Origin of the sequence: Vitreoscilla stercoraria DSM 513 (assembly GCF_000382305.1) — a bacterium.
Taxonomy (GTDB): domain Bacteria; phylum Pseudomonadota; class Gammaproteobacteria; order Burkholderiales; family Neisseriaceae; genus Vitreoscilla; species Vitreoscilla stercoraria.
On the sequence record NZ_KB908020.1, the window covers coordinates 140,356 to 161,887 of the forward strand.

Here is a 21,532-nt window from a genome sequence, read left to right on the forward strand (position 1 = left end):
GAATAAAACAAGCGTCCTGTAAGCTTTACAGGACGCTTGTTTTGTTTGCAAACTAGATCAGATATTTGGTTTTAAAAACATGAAAATCACTGCGATTGCGCCAAGTGAAATCTTTGATGGTGATGGTTTGGTTGGCATGTTTGTCTTGAGAAACATGCAGACCTTGTGCTTTCAATTGCTCGGCAATGATTTTGCTAATACTCTGCGTGCTTGAGTCGTGAGAGGGTGACGCAATGGTGCCAAGCGTCAATGGCAATTCACGGTGCGCTAAAACATGGCGTATGTCTTCTGAGCTAAAAAAACAAAATCCTTGAAACGTCTTGTCACCTTGATAACGGGTTTGAAAGGCATGAATTTGGGCATGGCTGCCATCGGTATTGGTGCAAGCGGCAGGCAAGGCAATGATGCCTTGCTTGAACAAAGCATAAAATGCCAATAATAATTTTTCACAATCGGTCATGCTTGGCCATTTTTTTTGAGCCGCAATCAAAGCTTGTCTTTGCTCACGCACCGTATTTTGAACCAGAGTTAACACCGTTTCATCTAAATGAAATTGCGCCATAATGTGTTGGACGATATCGGTAGAAACCAAGATATTTTCTTGTACGCGAAAATGAATTTCGCTTTCGATTTGGCTAGGCAAGGTGGTGGGTTTGGTCGGAGCTACTGCCGCAGAAGTGCTTGCCAAATTGGCAACGGTGGCCGCCATGATCGGTGTGGTTGTGCTGGGCGTTGTGTGAGCAGCTGGCATGATGGTTTGTGTGTGTTGCTCTATCGCAGCGACCACTGCTTCAAACGATGGGTCTGTTTGGGTTTTAAAGGCGTAAGATGCGGCAATGCTCAATGCATTGGGTGCTTTGGCAGTGACATCGCCACCTTGGGCTAACATGGCCTGTAATAATGTTAAACGCGAATCTAAATGATTGATTTCTTGCAACATGCTCAAAGGGCAAAACCCCTCTTGATTGACCAAGTTGGGATTGGCACCTGCTTTTAAGAGCAATAAAGCGCATGCAATATTGCCGTGAACAAGCGCATAATGCAAAGGTGTGTTGCCAACGATATCTTGTAAATTGACATCTAAGTGGTGGTCTAAATAAAATTGTATCGTTTCAATAGGTGGCGTGGTTTGCGTGGCATTTTGCAAAGCAATGTGCAGATAATTGGTTTGCTGCTCAGAATCCATTTCGTGAATGTCTAATTTGTTCTCAAAAATTTCTTTTAACTCATTGATATAGCCTTGTCGATTGACAACCAATATTTGAAAATAATAATCACGACTGCCCATATTGTCATTGTCCTTGGTTAAAATTATTTTCTGAATGCCTTAGCATAAACCAAATTATGACTGAGCATGTTGTTTTAGGTAAAGTTTTCAAGCTTGAACGGCGGCTGGAATGAATCACTGGCAGTGATGCGATTGTGATATGAAATATATCTCTTGATGATTAAAATATCATGACCCACATGACAAGCGTCCTGTAAATGGTTACAGGACGCTTGTCATGTGGGTCAGTCAAAGCAATATTTATTTCAACATATTGCTTAAAAAAGCTTGTGTACGTGGATGCTTGGGCTTGTCAAAAAAAGCTTTGGCTTCGCCCACTTCCAACATCACACCGCCATCCATAAAGCACACTGTATCTGCCACTTCACGCGCAAAACCCATTTCATGCGTCACCACGACCATGGTCATATTGTCTTCGGCCAATTGCTGCATGGTTTTGAGTACTTCACCAGTGAGTTCTGGATCCAGTGCCGAAGTTGGCTCATCAAACAACATGATGTCAGGCTGCATCGCCAACGCACGGGCAATGGCCACACGTTGTTTTTGACCACCAGACAATTGCGATGGGTAAAAATCGTGTTTTTCAGCCAAGCCGACTTTGGCAAGCAATTCGTGCGCTAAAGGCAAAATGTCTTCTTTGCGCATTTTTTTGACTGTCATCGGCGCTTCGATGATGTTTTGAATCACAGTCATGTGCGGGAATAAGTTGAATTGTTGGAACACCATGCCCATTTGTGCACAAATGGTTTTGACTTCTTGGTCTGATTTGTATTGAGCGTTGCCTTGGGCATCAGATGCCACCATCGTCAAACCTTCAATGGCAATGCTGCCGCCATTGATGACTTCCAAATGGTTTAAGCAGCGTAGCAAGGTAGATTTGCCCGAGCCAGACGAACCAATAATCGCCACCACTTCGCTTTTAGCGACCTGTAAACTCACATCTTTTAACACTTCCAATGAACCGTAAGATTTGCGGATGTGCTGAGCGTCAATCATCCAATCAGTCTTCGTAGACGGCATAGCGTTTCTCCATGTATTGGAACATCCAAGTCAAAATCAAAGTCATGATGAGGTAAAAGGCAGCAGCAGTGATAAACGGGGTCACGTTGAAATCGCGTTGCACAATATTGCGTGTGGCACGCAACAAATCATTCAATGCCAAGATGTAAACCAAAGAAGTGTCTTTGACTAAGGTAATGGTTTCGTTGGACAAAGGCGGGAGAATTTTTTTCCACATTTGCGGTAACACAATGCGGCGCATGGTTTGGGGGTAAGACATACCCAAAGTTTTGGCCGCTTCGTATTGACCTTTGCCGATGGCCAAAATACCACCACGGAAAATCTCGGCAAAATAAGCAGCATAATTCAAAGCAAATGCCACCACTGCCGCAGTAAAATCAGGCAGCAAGATGCCCACTGATGGCAAGGCAAAATAGATGAACAGCATTTGCAGCATCAAAGGTGTGCCACGCATCAGCCAAATATAGCCATTGACCAGTACATCCAGTATTTTGTATTTTGACAAGCGCATTAATGCCAAAATCAAACCCAAAGGGACAGAGAGCATCAAGGTAATCACGAACAGTTTTAGCGTGACTTGAGCCCCTTCCCACATGGGCGGTAGCATTTGTAATAAATAATCCATGTGTGTTTCCAAACTTAAAATCGGTACGTTTTCAACAAAAGACAACGCTGTCTGAATGATATTTCAGACAGCGTTGTAAGGTGTTACAAACGCAGTATCGTGCTTATTTCACGATGTCTTTACCAAACCATTGGTTGGCAATTTTAGCAGAAGTACCGTCGGCTTTCATATTATCCAAAGCCTCTTGCAATTTCGCTTGCAAGGCTGCGTCTTCTAAACGCATGCCTACGCCATATTCTTCAGTGCCAAAGTTGTCTTCCAAAACCACGTATTCAGTTGGTTTTTTAGCCACATAATAACGACCTACCACTTCGTCGACTACCACCGCATCAATGCGTTTCACGCCCAAATCCATCAAAGCGGTCACGTTGTCGCCATATTTTTTCAATTCTTTGAATGATTTGGCAACGGCATCGGCCTCAATCGCTGGAACCGCACTGCTTCCGTCCTGTACGCCGACGACTTTACCATTCAAATCGGTTTTGACTTTGATTGGAGAGCCCGCTGCAACCACGATGATTTGATGGTTTTCCATGTAAGGCTTAGAGAACAAAATATTTTGTTTGCGCTCTTCGGTGATGGTCAAACCGTTCCACAACATGTCGATGCGTTTGGATTTCAATTCAGATTCTTTGGCAGACCAATCAATCGGTTTGAATTCCATCTCAATGCCCATTTTTGCGCCTGCAGCACGAGCCATATCAATGTCAAAACCAACCAATTCGTTTTTGTCATTACGAAAGCCCATAGGAGGGAAGTTGTCATCCAAGCCTACTACGATTTTGCTTGGCAAAGCGGCTGCAGGAGCACTGGCAGCTTGTGTGTCAGAAGCAGCAGGTGTAGTAGGAGCTGCGGTTTGGTTGCTATTGCCACCACAAGCGCTCAATAACATGGCTGATACAGAAACTGTCATCAAAGAGGCAAATAATTTTTGCATGAAACGGTCATCCTAAAGAAGTGCGTATAACTACAAAATGATTAAAAATGCGACAAGAACATCAAAATTCAACTTGAGATTGTCATCTTTATTGTGAAGTTTGGCAATCAAAACGTGTGAAATTGTCGCGAATTGGATTTTTTAGAAACAATGAATAAGCTTGAGGGTGTTTTTTAGTTTTTTTAAAAGGGGTATCTTAAACAGTTGCATCGGTGCAATACAGTTGCTTACTTAAAGTAATTAACTGTGAAATCATAGGATCTGAAACATGATAAAAAACAGTCTGTCCTTGTTTGCGCGGACTGACCAAACCTTCATCGCGTAAAATTTTCAAATGTTGCGATAAGGGCGAAGCATTTAAATGAATATAGCGATTCAATTGACCGACACACAATTCTTGGTGTTCCAATAAAACACATAAAATCATCAGGCGATGTGGGTTGCTAAGTAACTTGTAAATTTGTGCAACATTTTCAGCTTGTTGCCACATTAAATGGTTCGAATTCATGGTATTCACACATATTGAAAACAGAAAATAGAGTAATTTATAAAATTTTAATCATATGGAATGAAAATGTAAATAAAAATAAATACTTTTAGAGAGTTGATATTCTTTATAAATATGCAAGATAGCTATGTATTATGACAAAAACTCATTAAGTATCTTAATCTTTTGAAGATTGTTGGATGACTTTATTAAATGTAACTGATTCTTGTTTAGATTGTATAAATCTATAATCAAGATGATTGTGATAAAAGCAGTTTCATACAGACTAAATTTGATTTAAAATCTACATGTTGTTTTGCAACAGCATAGAATACGAATAAGAACCGTTTATATTTAAACAAAAGGAAACATCAATGTCTTTCTTGGATAGTTACCGTGCCCATGTGGCAGAGCGCGCCTCTTTAGGAATCGTACCTTTGCCATTGACAGCTGCTCAAACTGCTGACTTGGTTGAGTTGTTGAAAAATCCACCTGAAGGTGAAGGTGAGTTTTTGGTGGATTTGTTGACCCACCGTGTGCCGCCTGGCGTGGATGATGCTGCTAAAGTTAAAGCCTCTTTCTTGGCTGCTGTGGCTGAAGGCTCAGTGGCAAGTCCATTGGTCAATGCGCAATTGGCAACCAAATTATTGGGTACCATGTTGGGTGGTTACAATATTTCAGCTTTGGTTGAGTTATTGGACGACGAACAATTGGCAGCAACTGCGGCTGAAGGCTTGAAACATACTTTGTTGATGTTTGATGCGTTCCATGACGTAAAAGTTAAAATGGACAATGGCAATGCTTATGCCAAAGAAGTGATTGAATCTTGGGCCAATGCTGAGTGGTTCACTTCACGTCCTAAAGTAGAAGAAAAAATCACCATCACTGTATTTAAAGTGACTGGCGAAACCAATACCGACGATTTGTCTCCAGCCCCTGATGCTTGGAGCCGTCCTGATATTCCATTGCACGCGTTGGCCATGTTGAAAAACCCACGTGATGGCATCACGCCCGACCAAGCAGGTTCTGTGGGTCCTGTAAAATTGTTGGAAGAATTGACTGCTAAAGGCAATTTGGTCGCTTACGTGGGCGACGTTGTGGGTACTGGTTCTAGCCGTAAATCTGCTACCAACTCTGTGATTTGGTACACAGGTCAAGACATTCCATTTGTACCGAACAAACGTTTCGGTGGCGTGTGCTTGGGTGGCAAAATTGCACCGATTTTCTTCAATACCCAAGAAGACTCTGGCGCATTGCCTATCGAAGTAGATGTGTCTAACTTGAACATGGGTGATGTGGTTGACATCTATCCATACGAAGGCAAAATCGTTAAAGCAGGCGAAACCATCGCTAACTTTGAATTGAAATCACAAGTGTTGTTGGACGAAGTTCAAGCTGGTGGTCGTATTAACTTGATTATCGGTCGTGGTTTGACTGGTAAAGCACGCGAAGCTTTGGGCTTGCCTGCATCAGATGCATTCCGTTTACCACAAGCACCTGCTGAAACTTCTGCTGGCTTCACTTTGGCTCAAAAAATGGTTGGTCGCGCATGTGGTTTGCCAGAAAACCAAGGCGTGCGTCCGGGTACTTACTGTGAACCTAAAATGACCACTGTTGGTTCTCAAGACACCACAGGTCCTATGACTCGTGATGAATTGAAAGACTTGGCTTGCTTGGGCTTCTCTGCTGACTTGGTGATGCAATCATTCTGTCACACTGCAGCGTATCCAAAACCAGTTGACGTGAAAACCCACAAAGAATTGCCTGAGTTCATTTCAACTCGTGGCGGTGTGTCTTTGCGTCCAGGCGATGGCGTGATTCACTCTTGGTTGAACCGTTTGTTGATGCCTGACACAGTAGGTACTGGTGGCGACTCGCACACTCGTTTCCCTATCGGTATTTCATTCCCAGCAGGCTCTGGCTTGGTAGCATTTGCTGCTGCCACTGGCGTGATGCCTTTGGACATGCCTGAATCGGTATTGGTACGCTTCTCTGGTAACTTGCAACCTGGTATCACTTTGCGTGATATGGTGAACGCGATTCCTTTGTACGCTATTAAAGCGGGCTTGTTGACTGTTGCCAAAGCTGGTAAGAAAAACATCTTCTCTGGCCGCGTGTTGGAAATTGAAGGTTTGCCTGATTTGAAAGTAGAGCAAGCGTTTGAATTGACCGATGCTTCTGCTGAGCGTTCTGCTGCAGGTTGTACGGTTAAATTGAACCCAGAACCGATCATTGAATACATGCAATCTAACATCGTATTGATGAAAAACATGATTGCTGACGGTTACGAAGATGCCCGCACTTTGGCGCGTCGTATTGAAAGCATGGAAAAATGGTTGGCGAATCCTAACTTGTTGGAAGCCGATGCTGATGCTGAATACGCAGCTGTTATCGAAATCAACATGGACGACATCAAAGAGCCTATCTTGGCTTGCCCTAACGACCCAGATGATGTGAAAGTATTGTCTGAAGTCGCTGGCACTAAGATTGATGAAGTGTTCATCGGTTCTTGCATGACCAACATCGGTCACTTCCGTGCTGCAGGTAAATTGTTAGAAGGCAAAGCGGACATTCCAGTACGCTTGTGGGTTGCGCCTCCTACCAAAATGGACGCAGAGCAATTGTCTGACGAAGGTTACTACGGCATCTTAGGTCGTGCTGGCGCGCGTATGGAAATGCCAGGTTGCTCATTGTGTATGGGTAACCAAGCACAAGTGCGCGAAGGTGCGACTGTGGTGTCTACTTCTACTCGTAACTTCCCGAACCGTTTGGGCAAAAACACTTACGTGTATTTGAGCTCGGCTGAATTGGCTGCGATTGCATCTAAATTGGGTCACTTGCCAAGCGTTGAGGAATACCATCAAAATGTGGCCATCATCAACGAAAAAGGCGCAGAAGTTTACCGTTACATGAATTTCAATCAAATTGAAAAATACGAAACGGTTGCTGCTAAAGTTGAGATTTAATCATTGAATAAATGATTTGCATCAAGCCCCATCTTCGGATGGGGCTTTTTTGTAGCAAGCGTCCTGAAAACAGGTACAATAAGCTCACTTTACGGATACAAACAAATCTTCACAAAATAATATGATCTGGATTCTTGCATTGATATTGGTGGTAAGCATTATATGGTTCTATAAGCGCGAAGCGAAAAAGCGTGCAGAATGGAAGATGGAATACCTATATTTAAAGCGTCATGAAAAAGACGAGCCATTAGTATCTCCGATAGTTGATGATGGGATGGATTTGAATTCAGAATTGGTATCCACACCACACAAGCGTCCTGAAACCCAAGATATTCCAAGTCAATTTGCCACATCATCGGTTAATATCAATATGGCATTCAATGATGAATTGTTGACCACGCCAGAGCCAGAAAAAAATACCGATGTGAAGTGGAAGAATTTACAACACAAAGTACAAGACAGTTTGCGAGAAACCAGTTCTGTGTCTTTGCAGCGTGGGCAAGATTGGTTCAGCAGCGTCAAACAAGCTGCCAAACATCAAAAATCTGAAAAAGTGGTGACCGCTGAGACAACAACGTCGGTGCCACCTGTACAAGCTGTTGTATTGGCAGAGACAGGGATGGATGATGAGCCAGATGCAAAAGATTTGGCTGCTTATCCGTTGTGGATGCCGACTGAAACAGAGATACCTAACGCGATAGCAACATTACCAGACGCCAACAAACAAAATACAACCATTCATTCAGCCGCTCAGCGCACAAATGTGATTGAAGTATCAGATTTGAATGAAATGGTATTTAAAGCCATGCAAATGGATGAGTCGGGTTTGCAATATGACGATGCCTTCATGTCCCACGAAGAAAATTGGGATCGTTGGTCAGATGAGACTGAGGACAATATGCGCCAAGAAATCACTTTAGAGGAAATCAATGCCCGCCGTGAGCGTTTGCGTGAGCGCCAACGTATACAGCCGCATGTATTTGAACCTGAGTTTATTCCTCATCAAAATATCATTGAAGAAAATGATGTGGCGCATGTGATTCGTGCAATCAAGGAAGAGGCTGTGCCTGTTGTGCTTGCGGCAGAAACCATTGAGGCTGAGGCAGTAGAACATGTGATTCAGTCTATCAAAGCCGAGCAAAAAATTGCGCCTGCTCCTGAGTTGGAAGTCATTGAATTCATACCTAAAGAAGCTGAAAAACAAGCCATCACAATGCCATTGCAAACCATAGGTTTAGACGAAATTCAACAACACCAAAATATTTTACAAGCGCGTGCTCAAAAAGTTGCTAAAGTGAGCGTGGACAAAAGCCGTTTGGAAACCATTCATTTGCCTGAGCACACTTATGTGCCTAAGCTTAAAGTAGAAAAAATGACGCATGAGGTGATTGAATTCCCTAATGCGGTGGTGAAAAAAGTCACGCCCAAATCTGCCCCAAGCTTGCAAACCATTGTTTTAACCGAAGAAGGTTTGCAAACTGTACAGGCCAATGAAACCATGACCTCTAGCGTGCGTCCAGGTCGTGCGGCTTCGGATACTGCATTGTTGAATGCGATGGTTGAAGGGCGCACACAAGCGATGATTGCCGATGATGATATTCGTGCCAATTTATTGCGTCAACGCATGGCACGCCGTCGTGGTGCCAATGATGTGGCAGTAGCAGGTTTGTTGTCTAACAGTGTGATTGCTGAAGAAGAAGTATTGGCGAATTTGGCAAAGACCGATTCACCAGTCAATCGCCAACAGCGTCCTGTAAAACCACGCCCATTGGTGCGTGACAGTGTGATTCCACCGACTTCGCGTGTGGGTGGTGAGCATGGTTTTAAAGTGAAACCACAAGCCAGTACTTCTGTTCCTGTGCAGCCGATATCCACCCGTTTTACCCCATTTTCACATTCTGAATTGCAAACATCTGAAACCGATGCCAATGCGCCTACGGAGCCTGTCTCCGTCAATGTGGTACCTGTTATGCCATCGCAAGCGGCTGCGTCTGAATCGGTGTTGGTGCCTGTGTTACAGGCCGCTATAGACACGACGTTGCCTGTGGAGGCGTCAGCCCAATTTGCCTCCGCCAATGTATTGATGCCTGTTGTTGCGCCAGTTCATACGGTGACAGAAAAAGCAGTGGCGGCACTGGCAAACCGTGTGGATGTCGCCAATCAAGTGGTGCGTTCTTCTAAAACCGTTGTTGATTCTGCTGTATTGCCATCTAAAAAAACGGTGGCGCCAATTGTTTGGGACGATGCAAATGAATTATTGCCTAGTGTCGGATTGCTTCAACCTGCGATAGACGACAGTGCCTTGCGTCCGAATGAAGAAATTTTGCTGAACAATGGCATCATCATCGAAGAAAAATTGGCTGAGTTCAAAGTCAATGTCACAGTGACCGATGCTTATGCAGGTCCCGTCATCACCCGTTATGAAATTGAACCTGCAACAGGTGTGCGTGGTTCGCAAGTGGTGAATTTGGAAAAAGATTTGGCGCGCTCGCTTGGCTTTGCATCGATTCGTGTGGTTGAAACCATTCCGGGTAAAACGTGCATGGGTTTGGAATTGCCGAACCCAAAACGCCAAATCATTCGCCTGTCTTCTGTTTTGCAATCGGTGGCGTTTCAAGAATCCAAGTCCAAATTGACTTTGGTTTTGGGTCAAGACATCTCGGGCAATCCTGTGGTGACTGATTTGGCCAAAGCACCGCATTTGCTCGTGGCAGGCACGACAGGTTCAGGCAAGTCTGTGGGCGTAAACGCAATGATTTTGTCATTGCTGTACAAAGCCACGCCTGAAGAAGTGCGCATGATTATGATTGATCCGAAAATGTTGGAGTTGTCGGTATACGAAGGCATTCCGCATTTGCTCGCACCTGTGGTGACTGACATGCGTTTGGCGGCCAATGCTTTGAATTGGTGTGTGGGTGAAATGGAAAAACGCTACCGCTTGATGAGTCATTTGGGCGTGCGCAACGTGGCTGGTTACAATCAAAAAATTGTCGAAGCCCAAGCCAAAGGCCAACGCATAGCCAATCCATTCAGCCTCACCCCTGAAACGCCTGAATTATTAGAAAAATTGCCTTTCATTGTCGTGGTCGTGGATGAGTTTGCTGATTTGATGATGACAGCAGGCAAAAAAATCGAAGAATTGATTGCCCGTTTGGCACAAAAAGCCCGAGCGGCAGGCATCCATTTGATTTTGGCGACGCAACGTCCATCGGTGGATGTGATTACTGGTTTGATCAAAGCCAATATTCCGACTCGCATTGCGTTTCAAGTATCGAGCAAAATTGATTCACGTACTATTTTGGATCAAATGGGGGCAGAAAACTTGCTCGGACAAGGTGACATGTTGTTCTTGCCACCGGGCACAGGCTATCCACGTCGCGTGCATGGCGCGTTTGTGGCGGACGATGAAGTGCACAATGTGGTGGAATATTTGAAGCAGTTTGGCGAGCCTGATTATGTCGAAGACTTGCTCACGCATGGTGGCATTGATGACAGCAGCGGTGCAGATGGTGGCAATGCGCGTGCTGCCGAAGAAGACCCATTGTATGACCAAGCGGTGCATTTTGTCGCAACCAGTGGCAAAACTTCGATTTCAGCCGTGCAACGCCAATTGCGCATCGGCTACAACCGCGCCGCGCGTTTGGTTGAGCAAATGGAGGCGGCAGGCGTGTTGTCCGCGCCCGAACACAACGGCAACCGCACTTTGTTGATACCGCAACAGGCTCAATAAGCTTGTTTTGAGGTTTTTATTTGGGTAGGACATGTTTACAGGACGCTTAAAGCGTCCTGTAAGTTGATCTAATTAAGATATTAAGAGATGCTTTATGAATCATCCCATTGGCAGTTCTGATATTCATATTATTGAATCGTTTATTCAACAAGGTAGTTTCCAAGAGGCTTTGCAACAATGCCAACAAGCATTAGTTAAAGTAGAAGCGTCTTTAATCTATTCAGATTTATGTCAATATTATATACAGTTGATAGGCCAATTGATTGATATTGGCATTTATTTACAATGCCCTCAAACCATAGAACAAGCCATCTTACTTTTACAAATGAATCAGGATGAATTTTTAGCGTATTCAAAAGGTACTTATTATTATTTTTTAGCGAATGCCAAATTTGATTTGGTGAAGTTAGAAAATCGAGGTGAAAGTATTGGTATGACAAACATACACCAATACAATGAAATCAAAAATTTGTATTGGCAAGCAGCTGTTAGCATTGGTGCTAATACGGAACCATTTTTATTTGCTCAAAATACCATTAATTTGGCCAATCTTCTAAAACAACAATACCGTTTTTCAGAAGCAATGAGATTTTATGATACTCATATTAATCAAACTGCCATTTGGATTGAAGCTTGTATGGGGCGTGCCATGTGCCTTGAAAGCATTGCTAAATTTTGGCAGCACGGTACAGACAAATTGGTGTATGAGGTTATCAAAAATTATGAGCAAATTTATCATTCAAAACAAAGACCAGAATGGTCTGAATATAAAGACAATCTTTTAAGTCAAATTACATGGTTAAAAAAACAAATATCTTTTGATGAAGTTGAGGCGCAGATTGAGCAAGATAAAGCCGATTTTGAGCAAATGACACCGTTTCGTCAGTGGTGTTTGAAACAAAACCTGACTTTAAACGTTCATGCTTTGTATTGTTCTTGCGTGGCAACAGAGCGTGATAATTTGATGATTGTGTCAAACAATCCTATAGCAAGATTTGATATTTTAAAATTTGAACAATATTTGAATCGGATTAAATCTGAGTTTTCATTGATGCGTGTTTTGTATTATGAGGCTGTGCATGATGAATCAAAACAACATGATTTTGAAACGGGTTTCACGAGTTTGCCTGAGGCAGAAGTGATTAATTTAAATGTAGAAAAATTACGAACCTGTTTTCGTTTGAATTTTTCCATTTTAGACAAATTGGCCATCATTCTTTGTCGTTATTTTGATTTGAAAGTATCAAACAAGACTTATTTTACAACTTTTTGGGATGGCAATAGAGACATTCTTGAATCTAAAGACAATTTTGCTTTGATTGCGCTGCGCAGCATCATTAATGATTTATCCAACCAAGAAAAGGGACAATTTCACTTTTACAAAAAGTGGCGTAATAAATTAGAGCACGATTTGTTATTTTTGACCGAGAATGGAGGATATGCGCCTAACAGCATTTATTTTGACACGGATGCTATTTGGGTTAAGTTAAATGAATTTGAAGAAAATTTGTTAAATTTGATGCAATTAACGCGCTCAGCAATTTTCTCAACAGTTTTTGCCATAAGTGAGGATTTACGACAAAGAGCTCTTAATCATAGTGATGAAAATTTGCAGGAAGTGAAGATTTATTTGAAGCCATATGATTGATTATGAATGTTTACAGGACGCTTATTTCAGTCACAAGCGTCCTGTAAACATTTTATTTCTCACATTCAAAGCTCTTAAATCATCAAGCCAATGAAAAACCATTGATGGCTGACAGCGCTTCATTGACTGTGAACACTTTGCTGCGTATGTCTTGAATGCCAAACGACTGTAAACGCGCGGTGTGTTTGTCCAAATATTGGCGCGCCAAAGCTTCATCGTTGAACAAATAAATCCCGCCTGCTGTGTGTTCTTCTTCGTTTTCAGTCCAAATTTTCCAAATCAAACCCGCTTCTTGCTGAATGTCTTGCGCCAAAGCCGTGAATGCTTCGGTCATTTGTGTGCCAAAAGGGCCGCTGCTTGGAAAGTCTATTTGCAGTACAATCATGGTTTATTCCTTTGAAAAGATGTCTGACCACATTTTCATATGTGGTGTTGCGGCATATTGTAAATCATCATGGCTTTATTCTCGCGGGCGCAACAGCGTCCTGAACATTCTTGGTTGGCGGTGGTGGCTTTGTCCATTGCCGCTTTTATCTTTAACACCACCGAATTTGTCCCTGTGGGCTTGTTGCCCAATATTGCAGCCAGTTTTGACATGCAAGTGGCGCATACAGGTTTGATTATGACAGTGTATGCGTGGGCGGTGACGTTGTTTTCGTTGCCATTTACGATGATGACGGCACGCTTTGAGCGGCGCGGTTTGCTCGCTTGTTTGTTTGTGTTGTTTATTTTGAGCCATGTTTTGGCGGCTTTTGCTTGGAGTTTTGAAGCGCTGTTGGTGGCACGATTGGGCATTGCGGGTGCGCATGCGGTGTTTTGGGCCATCACCATTCCGATGGCAGTGCGTTTGGCGCCTGAGGGCAAACGTGCCAAGGCTTTGAGTTTCATCATCACAGGCTCGTCTTTGGCGACGGTGTTGGGCGTGCCACTGGGCACGATTTTGGGGCAAGCGGTTGGTTGGCGCACCACGTTTGGCGTGATAGGCGTGTTGGCTTTGTGCATTTTGTTGCTTTTGTTATCGGTATTGCCACGCATTCCAAGCACGGTTTCAGGCAGCATCAAAGTGTTGCCAAGCTTGCTCAAACGCCCGCAATTGTTGTATGTCTACGCCACGCTCGCTTTGGTCATTGGCGCACACTTTACTGCTTATACTTATATCACGCCGTTTTTGGGCGAAGTGGGCGGCTTGGGTGAAACGGCGATTGTGGCGACTTTGTTTGTCATTGGCATGGAGGGAATTGTGGGCGGCATCATTTTTGCACGCACATCGGATGCACATCCAACACGTTTGCTCATCATGCCGATGGCGGTATTGTTGCTGTGTTTGTTATTGCTGCACACGCTCAGTTTGAATTTGGTGGGCATGCTCACTTTGGCTTTGGCTTGGGGTGTGGCGATCACGATTTTGGCGATGGTGTTGCAAAACAAAGTGTTGGAAGTGGCATCGGATGCATCCGATATTGGCATTGCGATGTTCTCGGGCGTTTACAATTTGGGCATCGGTGGCGGCGCTTTGATAGGCGGACAAGTCATCATGCATTTGGGCTTGCCTATGGTGGGTTATGTGGGCAGTGTATTGGCGGTATTGGCTTTGTTGTTGTTTTGTGTGTTGGGACGCAAATTGTGGCTTAAACCCGTACGCAAACCGCTTGTTTAATCGGCATACCAGTTTACAGGACGCTTAAAAAGCGTCCTGTTTTGATTGGGGAGGGTCAAGAAGTACCGCGTTTTTTATTGGGCAAAGATTGTTTGAATTGGCTCGGGGATACACCCGTCATTTGCTTGAATTGGCGCGTGAAGGCGCTGTGATCGGTATAGCCGCATGCTTGGGCGATGTCGGCAATGGCGTGTTCGTTTTGCAGCAATTGTATGGCTTGCTCGAGGCGAATTTTTTGTATCAATTGCTTGGGTGTCATGTGGAAATTTTTTTTCAAGCGCCGTTCTAGCTGTGACACGCTCATATTGACCAATTGTGCCAAGGTTTGAATGCGCAATTCTTCGCTTAAATGTTCGCGTATGTATTGCTCAATTTTACCCAAACGCAAGTTGGTTTTGGTTTCGTTCAACTCATTGGAAGCCAAATCCACCGACATGCCCATCAAACCAATGATGCGGTTTTGAGTGTCAAAAATAGGGTATTTGTAAGTCAAACACCAACCCAAATCGCCGTTGTGATGCACATGCAACTCTAATTTTTCGGTGATGCGTATGCCTTCTTGCAAGACTTGGCGGTCTTGTTCCAAATACGATTTGCCATGGTTAATAACAAAAGTTTCGACACAAGTCAGACCCAAAATAGTCGTGGTTTGGGCATGTCCTAGGCGTTGTACTAAACTTTGGTTGACCAAAACATAACGCGCTTCGGTGTCTTTGATAAAAAAGACCACGCGGTCTAAGGCGTTGATTAAAGGCAAAACCATATACAAGTGTTTGAGTAAATCCTCAAGGCTTTCAGGTCGTGCTTGTAGCCATTGCTGTCCCCATGCTTGCCAATCGATTCGGTCATGCTCATTGCTCATTGTGTCATCTGCCTTATCGTGATGGAAAATCATAGCATAGCCCATTATGCGCTTTTCGGCAGCAATTTGCCCAAACTCATCAAGACATGACTGCTTTATTACGGCAATCTTATGCAAAATTAATAGGACTAAAACACCATGTCAGACCGTTACCAACGCATCCACATCATCGACTCACACACCGGCGGCGAACCAACCCGCATGGTATACGCAGGCTTTCCTGATTTGGGAAATGGTTCTATGGCCGAGCGTTTGGATGTTTTGAAAAATCAGCATGACGATTATCGCAAAGCCGTTTTGTTAGAGCCGCGTGGTAATGATGTGTTGGTGGGTGCTTTATTGTGTGAGCCTGTGAATCCCGATGCTTGTGCGGGCGTGATTTTTTTCAATAACGCAGGCTATTTGAACATGTGCGGTCACGGTACCATCGGTTTGATGGCGTCGCTCGCGTACCAAGGCAAAATTCAAGCAGGCGTGCATTTGGTGGAAACGCCAGTAGGTGATGTGACGTGTACCTTGCATGAAGATGGCTCGGTGAGCATCGACAACGTACCTGCTTATCGCCATCAAAAAGATGTGGCGGTCGAAGTAGAAGGTTTGGGTACGGTTGTTGGCGACATTGCGTGGGGCGGCAATTGGTTTTTCTTGGTCAACCAACATTTTGTTGACATCAATTTGGAAAATGAACCTCAATTGACTGACATTACAGGCCGCATACGCCAAGCTTTGATTGCACAAAATATCACAGGCGCGAATGAAGGCGACATTGATCACATTGAGTTGTTCCAAAATTGTGATTTTGCCGACAGCCAAAGTTTTGTCTTGTGTCCTGGTATGCAATACGACCGCTCGCCTTGCGGCACAGGCACCAGCGCCAAATTGGCGTGTTTGGCAGCAGATGGCAAACTGGCAGAAGGGGTTTTATGGACGCAAGCAAGTGTCGTTGGCAGCACATTTACCGCTTCATATCGCCGCTTGGATGAACAACACATCATCCCAACCATTCGCGGTACTGCGTATGTTTGCGCTGAAACCGTTGCGATTATTGATGAGCAAGACCCATTTGCTTGGGGCATCAGTGTATGAAACCGACTGTGGTTGTCGTCGGTGGTGGCATCATCGGTTTGAGTATTGCCGCGCGTTTGCAACGAGATGGCATGAGCGTGACGCTGATGGATGCCAAGAAAATAGGTTCGGGCGCGTCTTTTGGCAATGCCGGGCACTTGGCGACTGAACAAGTGTATCCCGTTGCAGACCCGTCTATTTTCAAGCATTTGCCGAAAATGTTGCTCGATCCATTGGGACCTTTGCGTGTGGATTGGCGTTATTTGCCGAAATTATTGCCATGGATGAGCCGTTTGGTGCTCAACATGCGGCCTGAAAACTTTTTGCAAATTCATGAAACCATCAAGCGCATGAACAGCGTCAGTTTGGCTGCTTGGAGCGAGATGGTACAAGATTTTGGTTTGCAAAAATGGGTGCACGTCAATGGTTCTTTGCTCGTGTGTGAGCAAGAAAAAACCGCTGCCGCTTTGCAAGAACATGGTCAAAAATTGAATGCTTTGGGTGTGCAAAACCAATATTTGCATGCCAATGCTTTACAGGACGCTGCACCTGCATTGGCCAACAATCAAATCGGTGGCTTGTTGTTTCCACAAACAGGACATGTCAGCGATTTGTCAGCAATGATGGTGGCGTTGAAAGAGGCATTTTTGGCAGATGGCGGACAAGTGATGGAAGATTGCGAAGTCATCGACATCCAGCCTATTTCGCCGACCCAAACACAGATTGTCAGTGCACAAAAAACCTTTGAAGCCCAAAAAGTGGTGATTGCAATGGGTGCACATGCCAAAGATTTGGTGAAAAAAATCACGGGCGTGAACGTGCCATTGGACACTGAGCGCGGTTATCACTACATGTTGCCGCAAGAAAAAAACCGTTTGAGCATTCCCATTTCCAGTGCCGATCGACGTTTCATCATGACACCGATGGACACAGGTTTGCGTTTGGCCGGCACGATTGAATACGCAGGTTTACAGGCCGCTCCGAATATGGAACGCGCACGCAAATTGTTGCAATTGGCCAATCCGATGCTCAAAACCACATTGAATGCCCAAGATGCGACTGAATGGATGGGCTTCAGACCGACTATTGTGGATTCTTTGCCTGTGATTGATCGTTTTGGCAGCGTCTTTTTGGCGTTTGGACACCAACATTTGGGCTTGACTCATGCGGCCATCACCGCGCAATTGATGCAAAATTTGATGCAAGCTCAAAAGCCGATTTTGGATTTGCATCCTTACCGTTTGAATCGTTTTTAAAAGCAACACACATTGAAAAGTAAAAAGGAAAGCAAGATGAGTATTCGTGGAATTTATGTGCCGATGGTGACACCGTTTGATGCAAACAACCAAATTGATGTGGCTACTTTGAAAACCTTGACCCAAACCTTGATTGATGCGGGCGTGCATGGTTTGGTGGTGTGCGGTACGACAGGCGAATATTACACATTCAGCGATGAAGAGCGCGAATTGGTGTTGTCAACCGTGGCTGAAATTGCCAAAGGCAAAGTGGCGTTGATGGCGGGCGTGAACGATTTGTCGACCGAAGGTTCAGCCAAAAAAGCCCAACGTGCGCAAGAGTTGGGGTACGAAAGCTTGATGTTGGCGCCACCGCCATACAGCTTACCTAGCCAAGAAGGCGTGATTGCCCACTTCAATCAAGTCGCAGAAACAACGGATTTGCCGATTGTGATGTACAACTTTCCAGCGCGTACAGGCATCAGCATTGATTTTGAAACGGTTGAGCAGTTGGCCAAACACCCGAAAATTGTCGGCATCAAAGAAAGCAGTGGCGACTTTAGCCGCGCGTTGAGCATGTTGCAAGCGAACTGGGATGATTTTACCGTGGTGTGCGGTTGTGACGACCAACCTGTGGATTATTTCTTCTGGGGCGCAGGTGCATGGATTGCCGGTGCGGCGAACGTGTTCCCTGCTGAACAAGTGGCGATTTACAACGCCACTCAAGCCGGTAACTGGGATGAGGCGAAAAAGTTGATGAGCCAAATTTACCCTGTGATTCATTCTATGGAGTCTGGCGACTACAACCAAAAAGCGAAATTGGGCTGTGTCAAAGGCACGATTGCGGTTGGTGGTGTGCGCACGCCGTTGGCAAACTTGGGCGAAGCTGATAAAACTGAGTTTTTAAACTTATTGGCGCAAGCTTAAGGAGCCATACATGAGCGAAACTCAAAATGCCATTCAAACTGTGTTTGATCAAGCGCAAGCAGGACAATTGTGGGCAGGCCATTGGATTGATGGACATACATCAAGCGGCCTGAAACTGGAGAACCGCACCCCGATTGACAATTCTGTCATTGGTTACATTGCTGATGGTGAAGCGGCAGATGTGGATGCGGCTGTCACAGTGGCGCGTGCGACGTTTGAAAACGGCGAATGGTCAGATTTATCGCCTGCCGAGCGCAAAGCGGTGATGTTGCGTTGGGCGGATTTGATGCAAGAGAACATCGAAGAATTGGCGGCACTCGATTGTATCGATGCGGGCAAGCCGATTACCGAATGTTTGAATACCGATTTGCCAGAGACGATTGAAACATTTTATTGGTACGCAGAAGCGGTTGATAAGGTCTTCGGTAAAGTCGCGCCTACAGGCAAAGATGCTTTGGGTTTGGTGATAGAAGAAGCCATTGGTGTGGTGGGTGTGGTGTTGCCATGGAATTTCCCTGCACAAATGTTTGCGTGGAAAGTGGCGCCTGCTTTGGTAACGGGCAATTCGGTGATTGTGAAACCGGCTGAATTGACATCGTTATCGGCTTACCGTTTGGTAGAGTTGGCATACGAAGCGGGCGTGCCTAAAGGCGCTTTGAGCTTGGTGTGTGGCTTGGGTGAAAAAGTGGGTGAGGCTTTGGGTCGCCATGCTGATGTAGACATGGTGTCTTTTACAGGTTCTACTGAAGTGGGTCGTTATTTCTTGAAATATTCTGCCGAAAGCAATTTGAAAGAAATTGTGCTGGAGCTCGGTGGCAAGAGTCCACAAGTGGTGTTTGCCGATGCCGATTTGGACGCAGCAGTGCCACACATCTTGAATGCAGCGTTTTGGAATATGTCTGAAAACTGTTCTTGTGGCTCGCGTTTGATTGTACAGGCCGCTGTAAAAGAGGCTTTGCTTGAGAAATTGAAAACAGATTTGGCTGCTTGGAAATTGGGCGATCCACGTGATGAGAGCGTGGTTATTGGCCCTATGGTGGAAGAGGCGCATTTTAATAAAGTCAAAAGTTTCATTGAAACGACCTTGCAAGAAGGTGGCGTGGTTGTGCATGGCGGCAAAATCCACAGCGATGTGGGCAGTGGTTGGTATGTGGAACCAACGATTTTTGACAATGTCACTTCTGACATGACTTTGTTCCAACAAGAAGTTTTCGGTCCTATTTTGGCAGTGACCACATTTGAAACCGAACAAGAAGCGATTGCTTTGGCCAACAAGACCGCTTACGGTTTGGCAGCTTCTATGTATACCGAAAGTATTAAAACTGCTCATCGTGTGAGCCGCGCCATTCGTGCAGGTACGGTATCGATTAATGGTTTTTCTGAAGGCGATATCACCACACCTTTTGGCGGTTTTAAACAATCTGGTTTCGGTGGTCGTGATAAAGGATTGGAAGCTTTACAACAATATGTACAAACGAAAACAATCTGGTATGTACAAGACTGACATCTTTATGTCATAAATAGCAGTATGAGGTAGTCAGTAGTCAGCAATATGAGTCAGTAGCATCCTGTGCCAGTTGCGCCATAACAATATGATAGTGGCTGGCACACAGAAGTTGAGCATCATCACAGGTCGGATACAAAAAAACGGCAATACAGATAAGCAACTCAATTGAACAAAGGATAAGTTATGATGAAGATGATGGCAGTGAGCATAATGGCAATGGCAGTATTGGCCGCATGTGGTGGACAGCAAAGCAGTGGTACGGCAGCATCAAGCAGCGGTTCTGGTGCATCGACTACAGCAAGCGCAGACGGTAAAGACATCATTATTGGTTTTTCTGCGCCATTAACAGGTCCTCAATCACATTATGGTGAAGACTACAAAGAAGGTGTGCAAATGGCAATTGAGGAAGCCAATGCACAAAACTTGACCATCAATGGCGCGCCTGCGAAATTTGTCTTGATGGCGGAAGACGATGCAGCAGACCCAAAACAAGCTACCCAAGTGGCTGAACGTTTTGTGGACAAAGGTGTTTCGGGTGTGATTGGTCACTTTAACTCTGGTACCACCATCCCAGCTTCTAAGATTTACGAAGAAAACAATATCCCTAACGTGTCTATGGCGACCAGCCCAGTATTGACACAACAAGGCTTCAAAACTGTCTTCCGTTCTATGACCTCAGACAGCCAACAAGGCTTGGTATTGGGTACGTATGCGGTGAAAAAATTGGGCTATAAAACCGTCGGCATCATCGATGACCGTACTGCTTATGGTCAAGGTTTGGCAGATGAGTTTGAAAAATCAGCCAAAGCCGCAGGCGCTACGATTTTGCCACGTCAATATACCAATGACAAAGCCACAGAATTTCAATCTGTGTTGACGACATTCAAAGACAACGCACCTGATGTGATTTTCTACGGCGGTGCAGACCCTCAAGCGGCGCCTATGGTTGTGCAAATGAAACGTTTGGGCATCAAATCTCAATTCTTGTCAGGCGAGATGACCAAAAACCCGAATTTCATTAAAGTGGCGGGCGAAAATGCAGAAGGCGTGATGGCTTCTTTGGCGGGTGTGCCGTTGAAAGATTTGCCTAAAGGCCCTGAATTTGAAACCAAGTACAAAGCTAAATACAACAAAGATGTGCAAATTTACTCACCTTATGGTTACGATGGCACTTGGGCGATGATCAATGCGATGAAAGAAGCCAATTCTTCTAAACCCGCTGATTATTTGCCGAAATTGGCAGCTACCAACATGGCTGGTATTACCAGTAACAATTTTGCTTATGACGACAAAGGTGACTTGAAAGACGTTGCCATCACCGTTTACAAAGTCGAAAAAGGTCAATGGGTACCTGTTGAAAGTTTGACTGCGGGCAATATGTAATAACCATTTAAATCCTCCACACTGACCTGTGGTTTTGGCGTTCTGTTTACAGGACGCCTTTTTTGTGGAAAACCAACAGTAAATTGGCAAGACATCCACAGTCAAAAAAGCATGATTTAAATGCATTATGAATTAGATAATATTGTATTGAAATAAAGCATTTAATCAATGATTAAAGTTTCAAAAATATCTCAA

General features: G+C 44.6%; 16 protein-coding genes. 9 read left to right on the forward strand and 7 right to left on the reverse strand.

Translation table 11 applies throughout. The annotated features are described in order from the left end of the window. Positions 1 to 52: 52 nt before the first annotated feature. The 5 genes from H150_RS14685 to H150_RS0103300 form a co-directional block, all read right to left on the reverse strand. Positions 53 to 1,288 carry an ankyrin repeat domain-containing protein gene (locus H150_RS14685; RefSeq protein WP_019957622.1) on the reverse strand — a complete coding sequence of 412 codons (1,236 nt, stop codon included), beginning with the start codon at positions 1,286 to 1,288 and terminating at the stop codon, positions 53 to 55. A gap of 240 nt (positions 1,289 to 1,528) precedes the next feature. Then, positions 1,529 to 2,284, reverse strand: a complete 756-nt coding sequence (locus tag H150_RS0103285) for an amino acid ABC transporter ATP-binding protein (RefSeq protein ID WP_019957623.1) — start codon at positions 2,282 to 2,284, stop codon at positions 1,529 to 1,531. A 4-nt stretch (positions 2,285 to 2,288) separates the two neighbouring features. Beyond that, on the reverse strand, positions 2,289 to 2,933 hold the full coding sequence (locus tag H150_RS0103290) for an amino acid ABC transporter permease (protein ID WP_019957624.1): 645 nt from the start codon (positions 2,931 to 2,933) through the stop codon (positions 2,289 to 2,291). A 103-nt stretch (positions 2,934 to 3,036) separates the two neighbouring features. Beyond that, on the reverse strand, positions 3,037 to 3,870 hold the full coding sequence (locus tag H150_RS0103295; protein ID WP_019957625.1) for an amino acid ABC transporter substrate-binding protein: 834 nt from the start codon (positions 3,868 to 3,870) through the stop codon (positions 3,037 to 3,039). Positions 3,871 to 4,066: 196 nt separating this feature from the next. After that, positions 4,067 to 4,378: an ArsR/SmtB family transcription factor gene (locus H150_RS0103300; RefSeq protein WP_026353429.1), complete on the reverse strand. Its 312-nt coding sequence runs from the start codon at positions 4,376 to 4,378 to the stop codon at positions 4,067 to 4,069. Between the two features lie 353 nt (positions 4,379 to 4,731). Here H150_RS0103300 and acnB point away from each other — a divergent pair, with 353 nt between their 5' ends. The 3 genes from acnB (at position 4,732) to H150_RS13635 (ending at position 12,701) form a co-directional block, all read left to right on the forward strand. Continuing rightward, positions 4,732 to 7,323, forward strand: coding sequence for a bifunctional aconitate hydratase 2/2-methylisocitrate dehydratase (gene acnB / locus H150_RS0103305; RefSeq protein WP_019957627.1), 2,592 nt, complete (start codon positions 4,732 to 4,734; stop codon positions 7,321 to 7,323). A gap of 274 nt (positions 7,324 to 7,597) precedes the next feature. Continuing rightward, entirely contained in the window at positions 7,598 to 11,053 is a 3,456-nt protein-coding gene (locus tag H150_RS15300; protein ID WP_019957628.1) for a DNA translocase FtsK, read from the forward strand. A gap of 94 nt (positions 11,054 to 11,147) precedes the next feature. Then, complete coding sequence (locus H150_RS13635) at positions 11,148 to 12,701, forward strand: LA2681 family HEPN domain-containing protein (RefSeq protein ID WP_019957629.1); 1,554 nt, start codon at positions 11,148 to 11,150, stop codon at positions 12,699 to 12,701. An 82-nt stretch (positions 12,702 to 12,783) separates the two neighbouring features. Here H150_RS13635 and H150_RS0103320 read toward each other — a convergent pair whose 3' ends face one another. Further along, a complete protein-coding gene (locus tag H150_RS0103320; protein WP_019957630.1) occupies positions 12,784 to 13,086 on the reverse strand; it encodes a monooxygenase in 303 nt (100 codons plus the stop codon). A gap of 69 nt (positions 13,087 to 13,155) precedes the next feature. Here H150_RS0103320 and H150_RS0103325 point away from each other — a divergent pair, with 69 nt between their 5' ends. Continuing rightward, positions 13,156 to 14,358, forward strand: a complete 1,203-nt coding sequence (locus tag H150_RS0103325) for a sugar transporter (RefSeq protein ID WP_019957631.1) — start codon at positions 13,156 to 13,158, stop codon at positions 14,356 to 14,358. 55 nt (positions 14,359 to 14,413) lie between these two features. Here H150_RS0103325 and H150_RS0103330 read toward each other — a convergent pair whose 3' ends face one another. Then, a complete protein-coding gene (locus tag H150_RS0103330) occupies positions 14,414 to 15,220 on the reverse strand; it encodes an AraC family transcriptional regulator (RefSeq protein WP_169708860.1) in 807 nt (268 codons plus the stop codon). A gap of 138 nt (positions 15,221 to 15,358) precedes the next feature. Here H150_RS0103330 and H150_RS0103335 point away from each other — a divergent pair, with 138 nt between their 5' ends. The 5 genes from H150_RS0103335 to H150_RS0103355 all read left to right on the forward strand — a co-directional run bounded on the left by H150_RS0103335 (position 15,359) and on the right by H150_RS0103355 (position 21,337). Then, positions 15,359 to 16,306 carry a 4-hydroxyproline epimerase gene (locus H150_RS0103335; RefSeq protein ID WP_019957633.1) on the forward strand — a complete coding sequence of 316 codons (948 nt, stop codon included), beginning with the start codon at positions 15,359 to 15,361 and terminating at the stop codon, positions 16,304 to 16,306. Continuing rightward, positions 16,303 to 17,541 (forward strand): NAD(P)/FAD-dependent oxidoreductase, encoded by a 1,239-nt coding sequence (locus H150_RS0103340; protein ID WP_019957634.1) that lies wholly within the window; start codon positions 16,303 to 16,305, stop codon positions 17,539 to 17,541. Before H150_RS0103335 ends, H150_RS0103340 begins: the two co-directional genes overlap by 4 nt. Before the next feature lie 36 nt (positions 17,542 to 17,577). Next, positions 17,578 to 18,447, forward strand: coding sequence for a 4-hydroxy-tetrahydrodipicolinate synthase (gene dapA / locus H150_RS0103345; RefSeq protein WP_019957635.1), 870 nt, complete (start codon positions 17,578 to 17,580; stop codon positions 18,445 to 18,447). Positions 18,448 to 18,457: 10 nt separating this feature from the next. Then, entirely contained in the window at positions 18,458 to 19,951 is a 1,494-nt protein-coding gene (locus H150_RS0103350; RefSeq protein ID WP_019957636.1) for an aldehyde dehydrogenase, read from the forward strand. 186 nt (positions 19,952 to 20,137) lie between these two features. Beyond that, the gene (locus H150_RS0103355) at positions 20,138 to 21,337 is read left to right on the forward strand and encodes a branched-chain amino acid ABC transporter substrate-binding protein (protein ID WP_040755622.1); all 1,200 of its coding nucleotides are present in this window, start codon (positions 20,138 to 20,140) and stop codon (positions 21,335 to 21,337) included. The last annotated feature ends 195 nt before the right edge of the window (positions 21,338 to 21,532 follow it).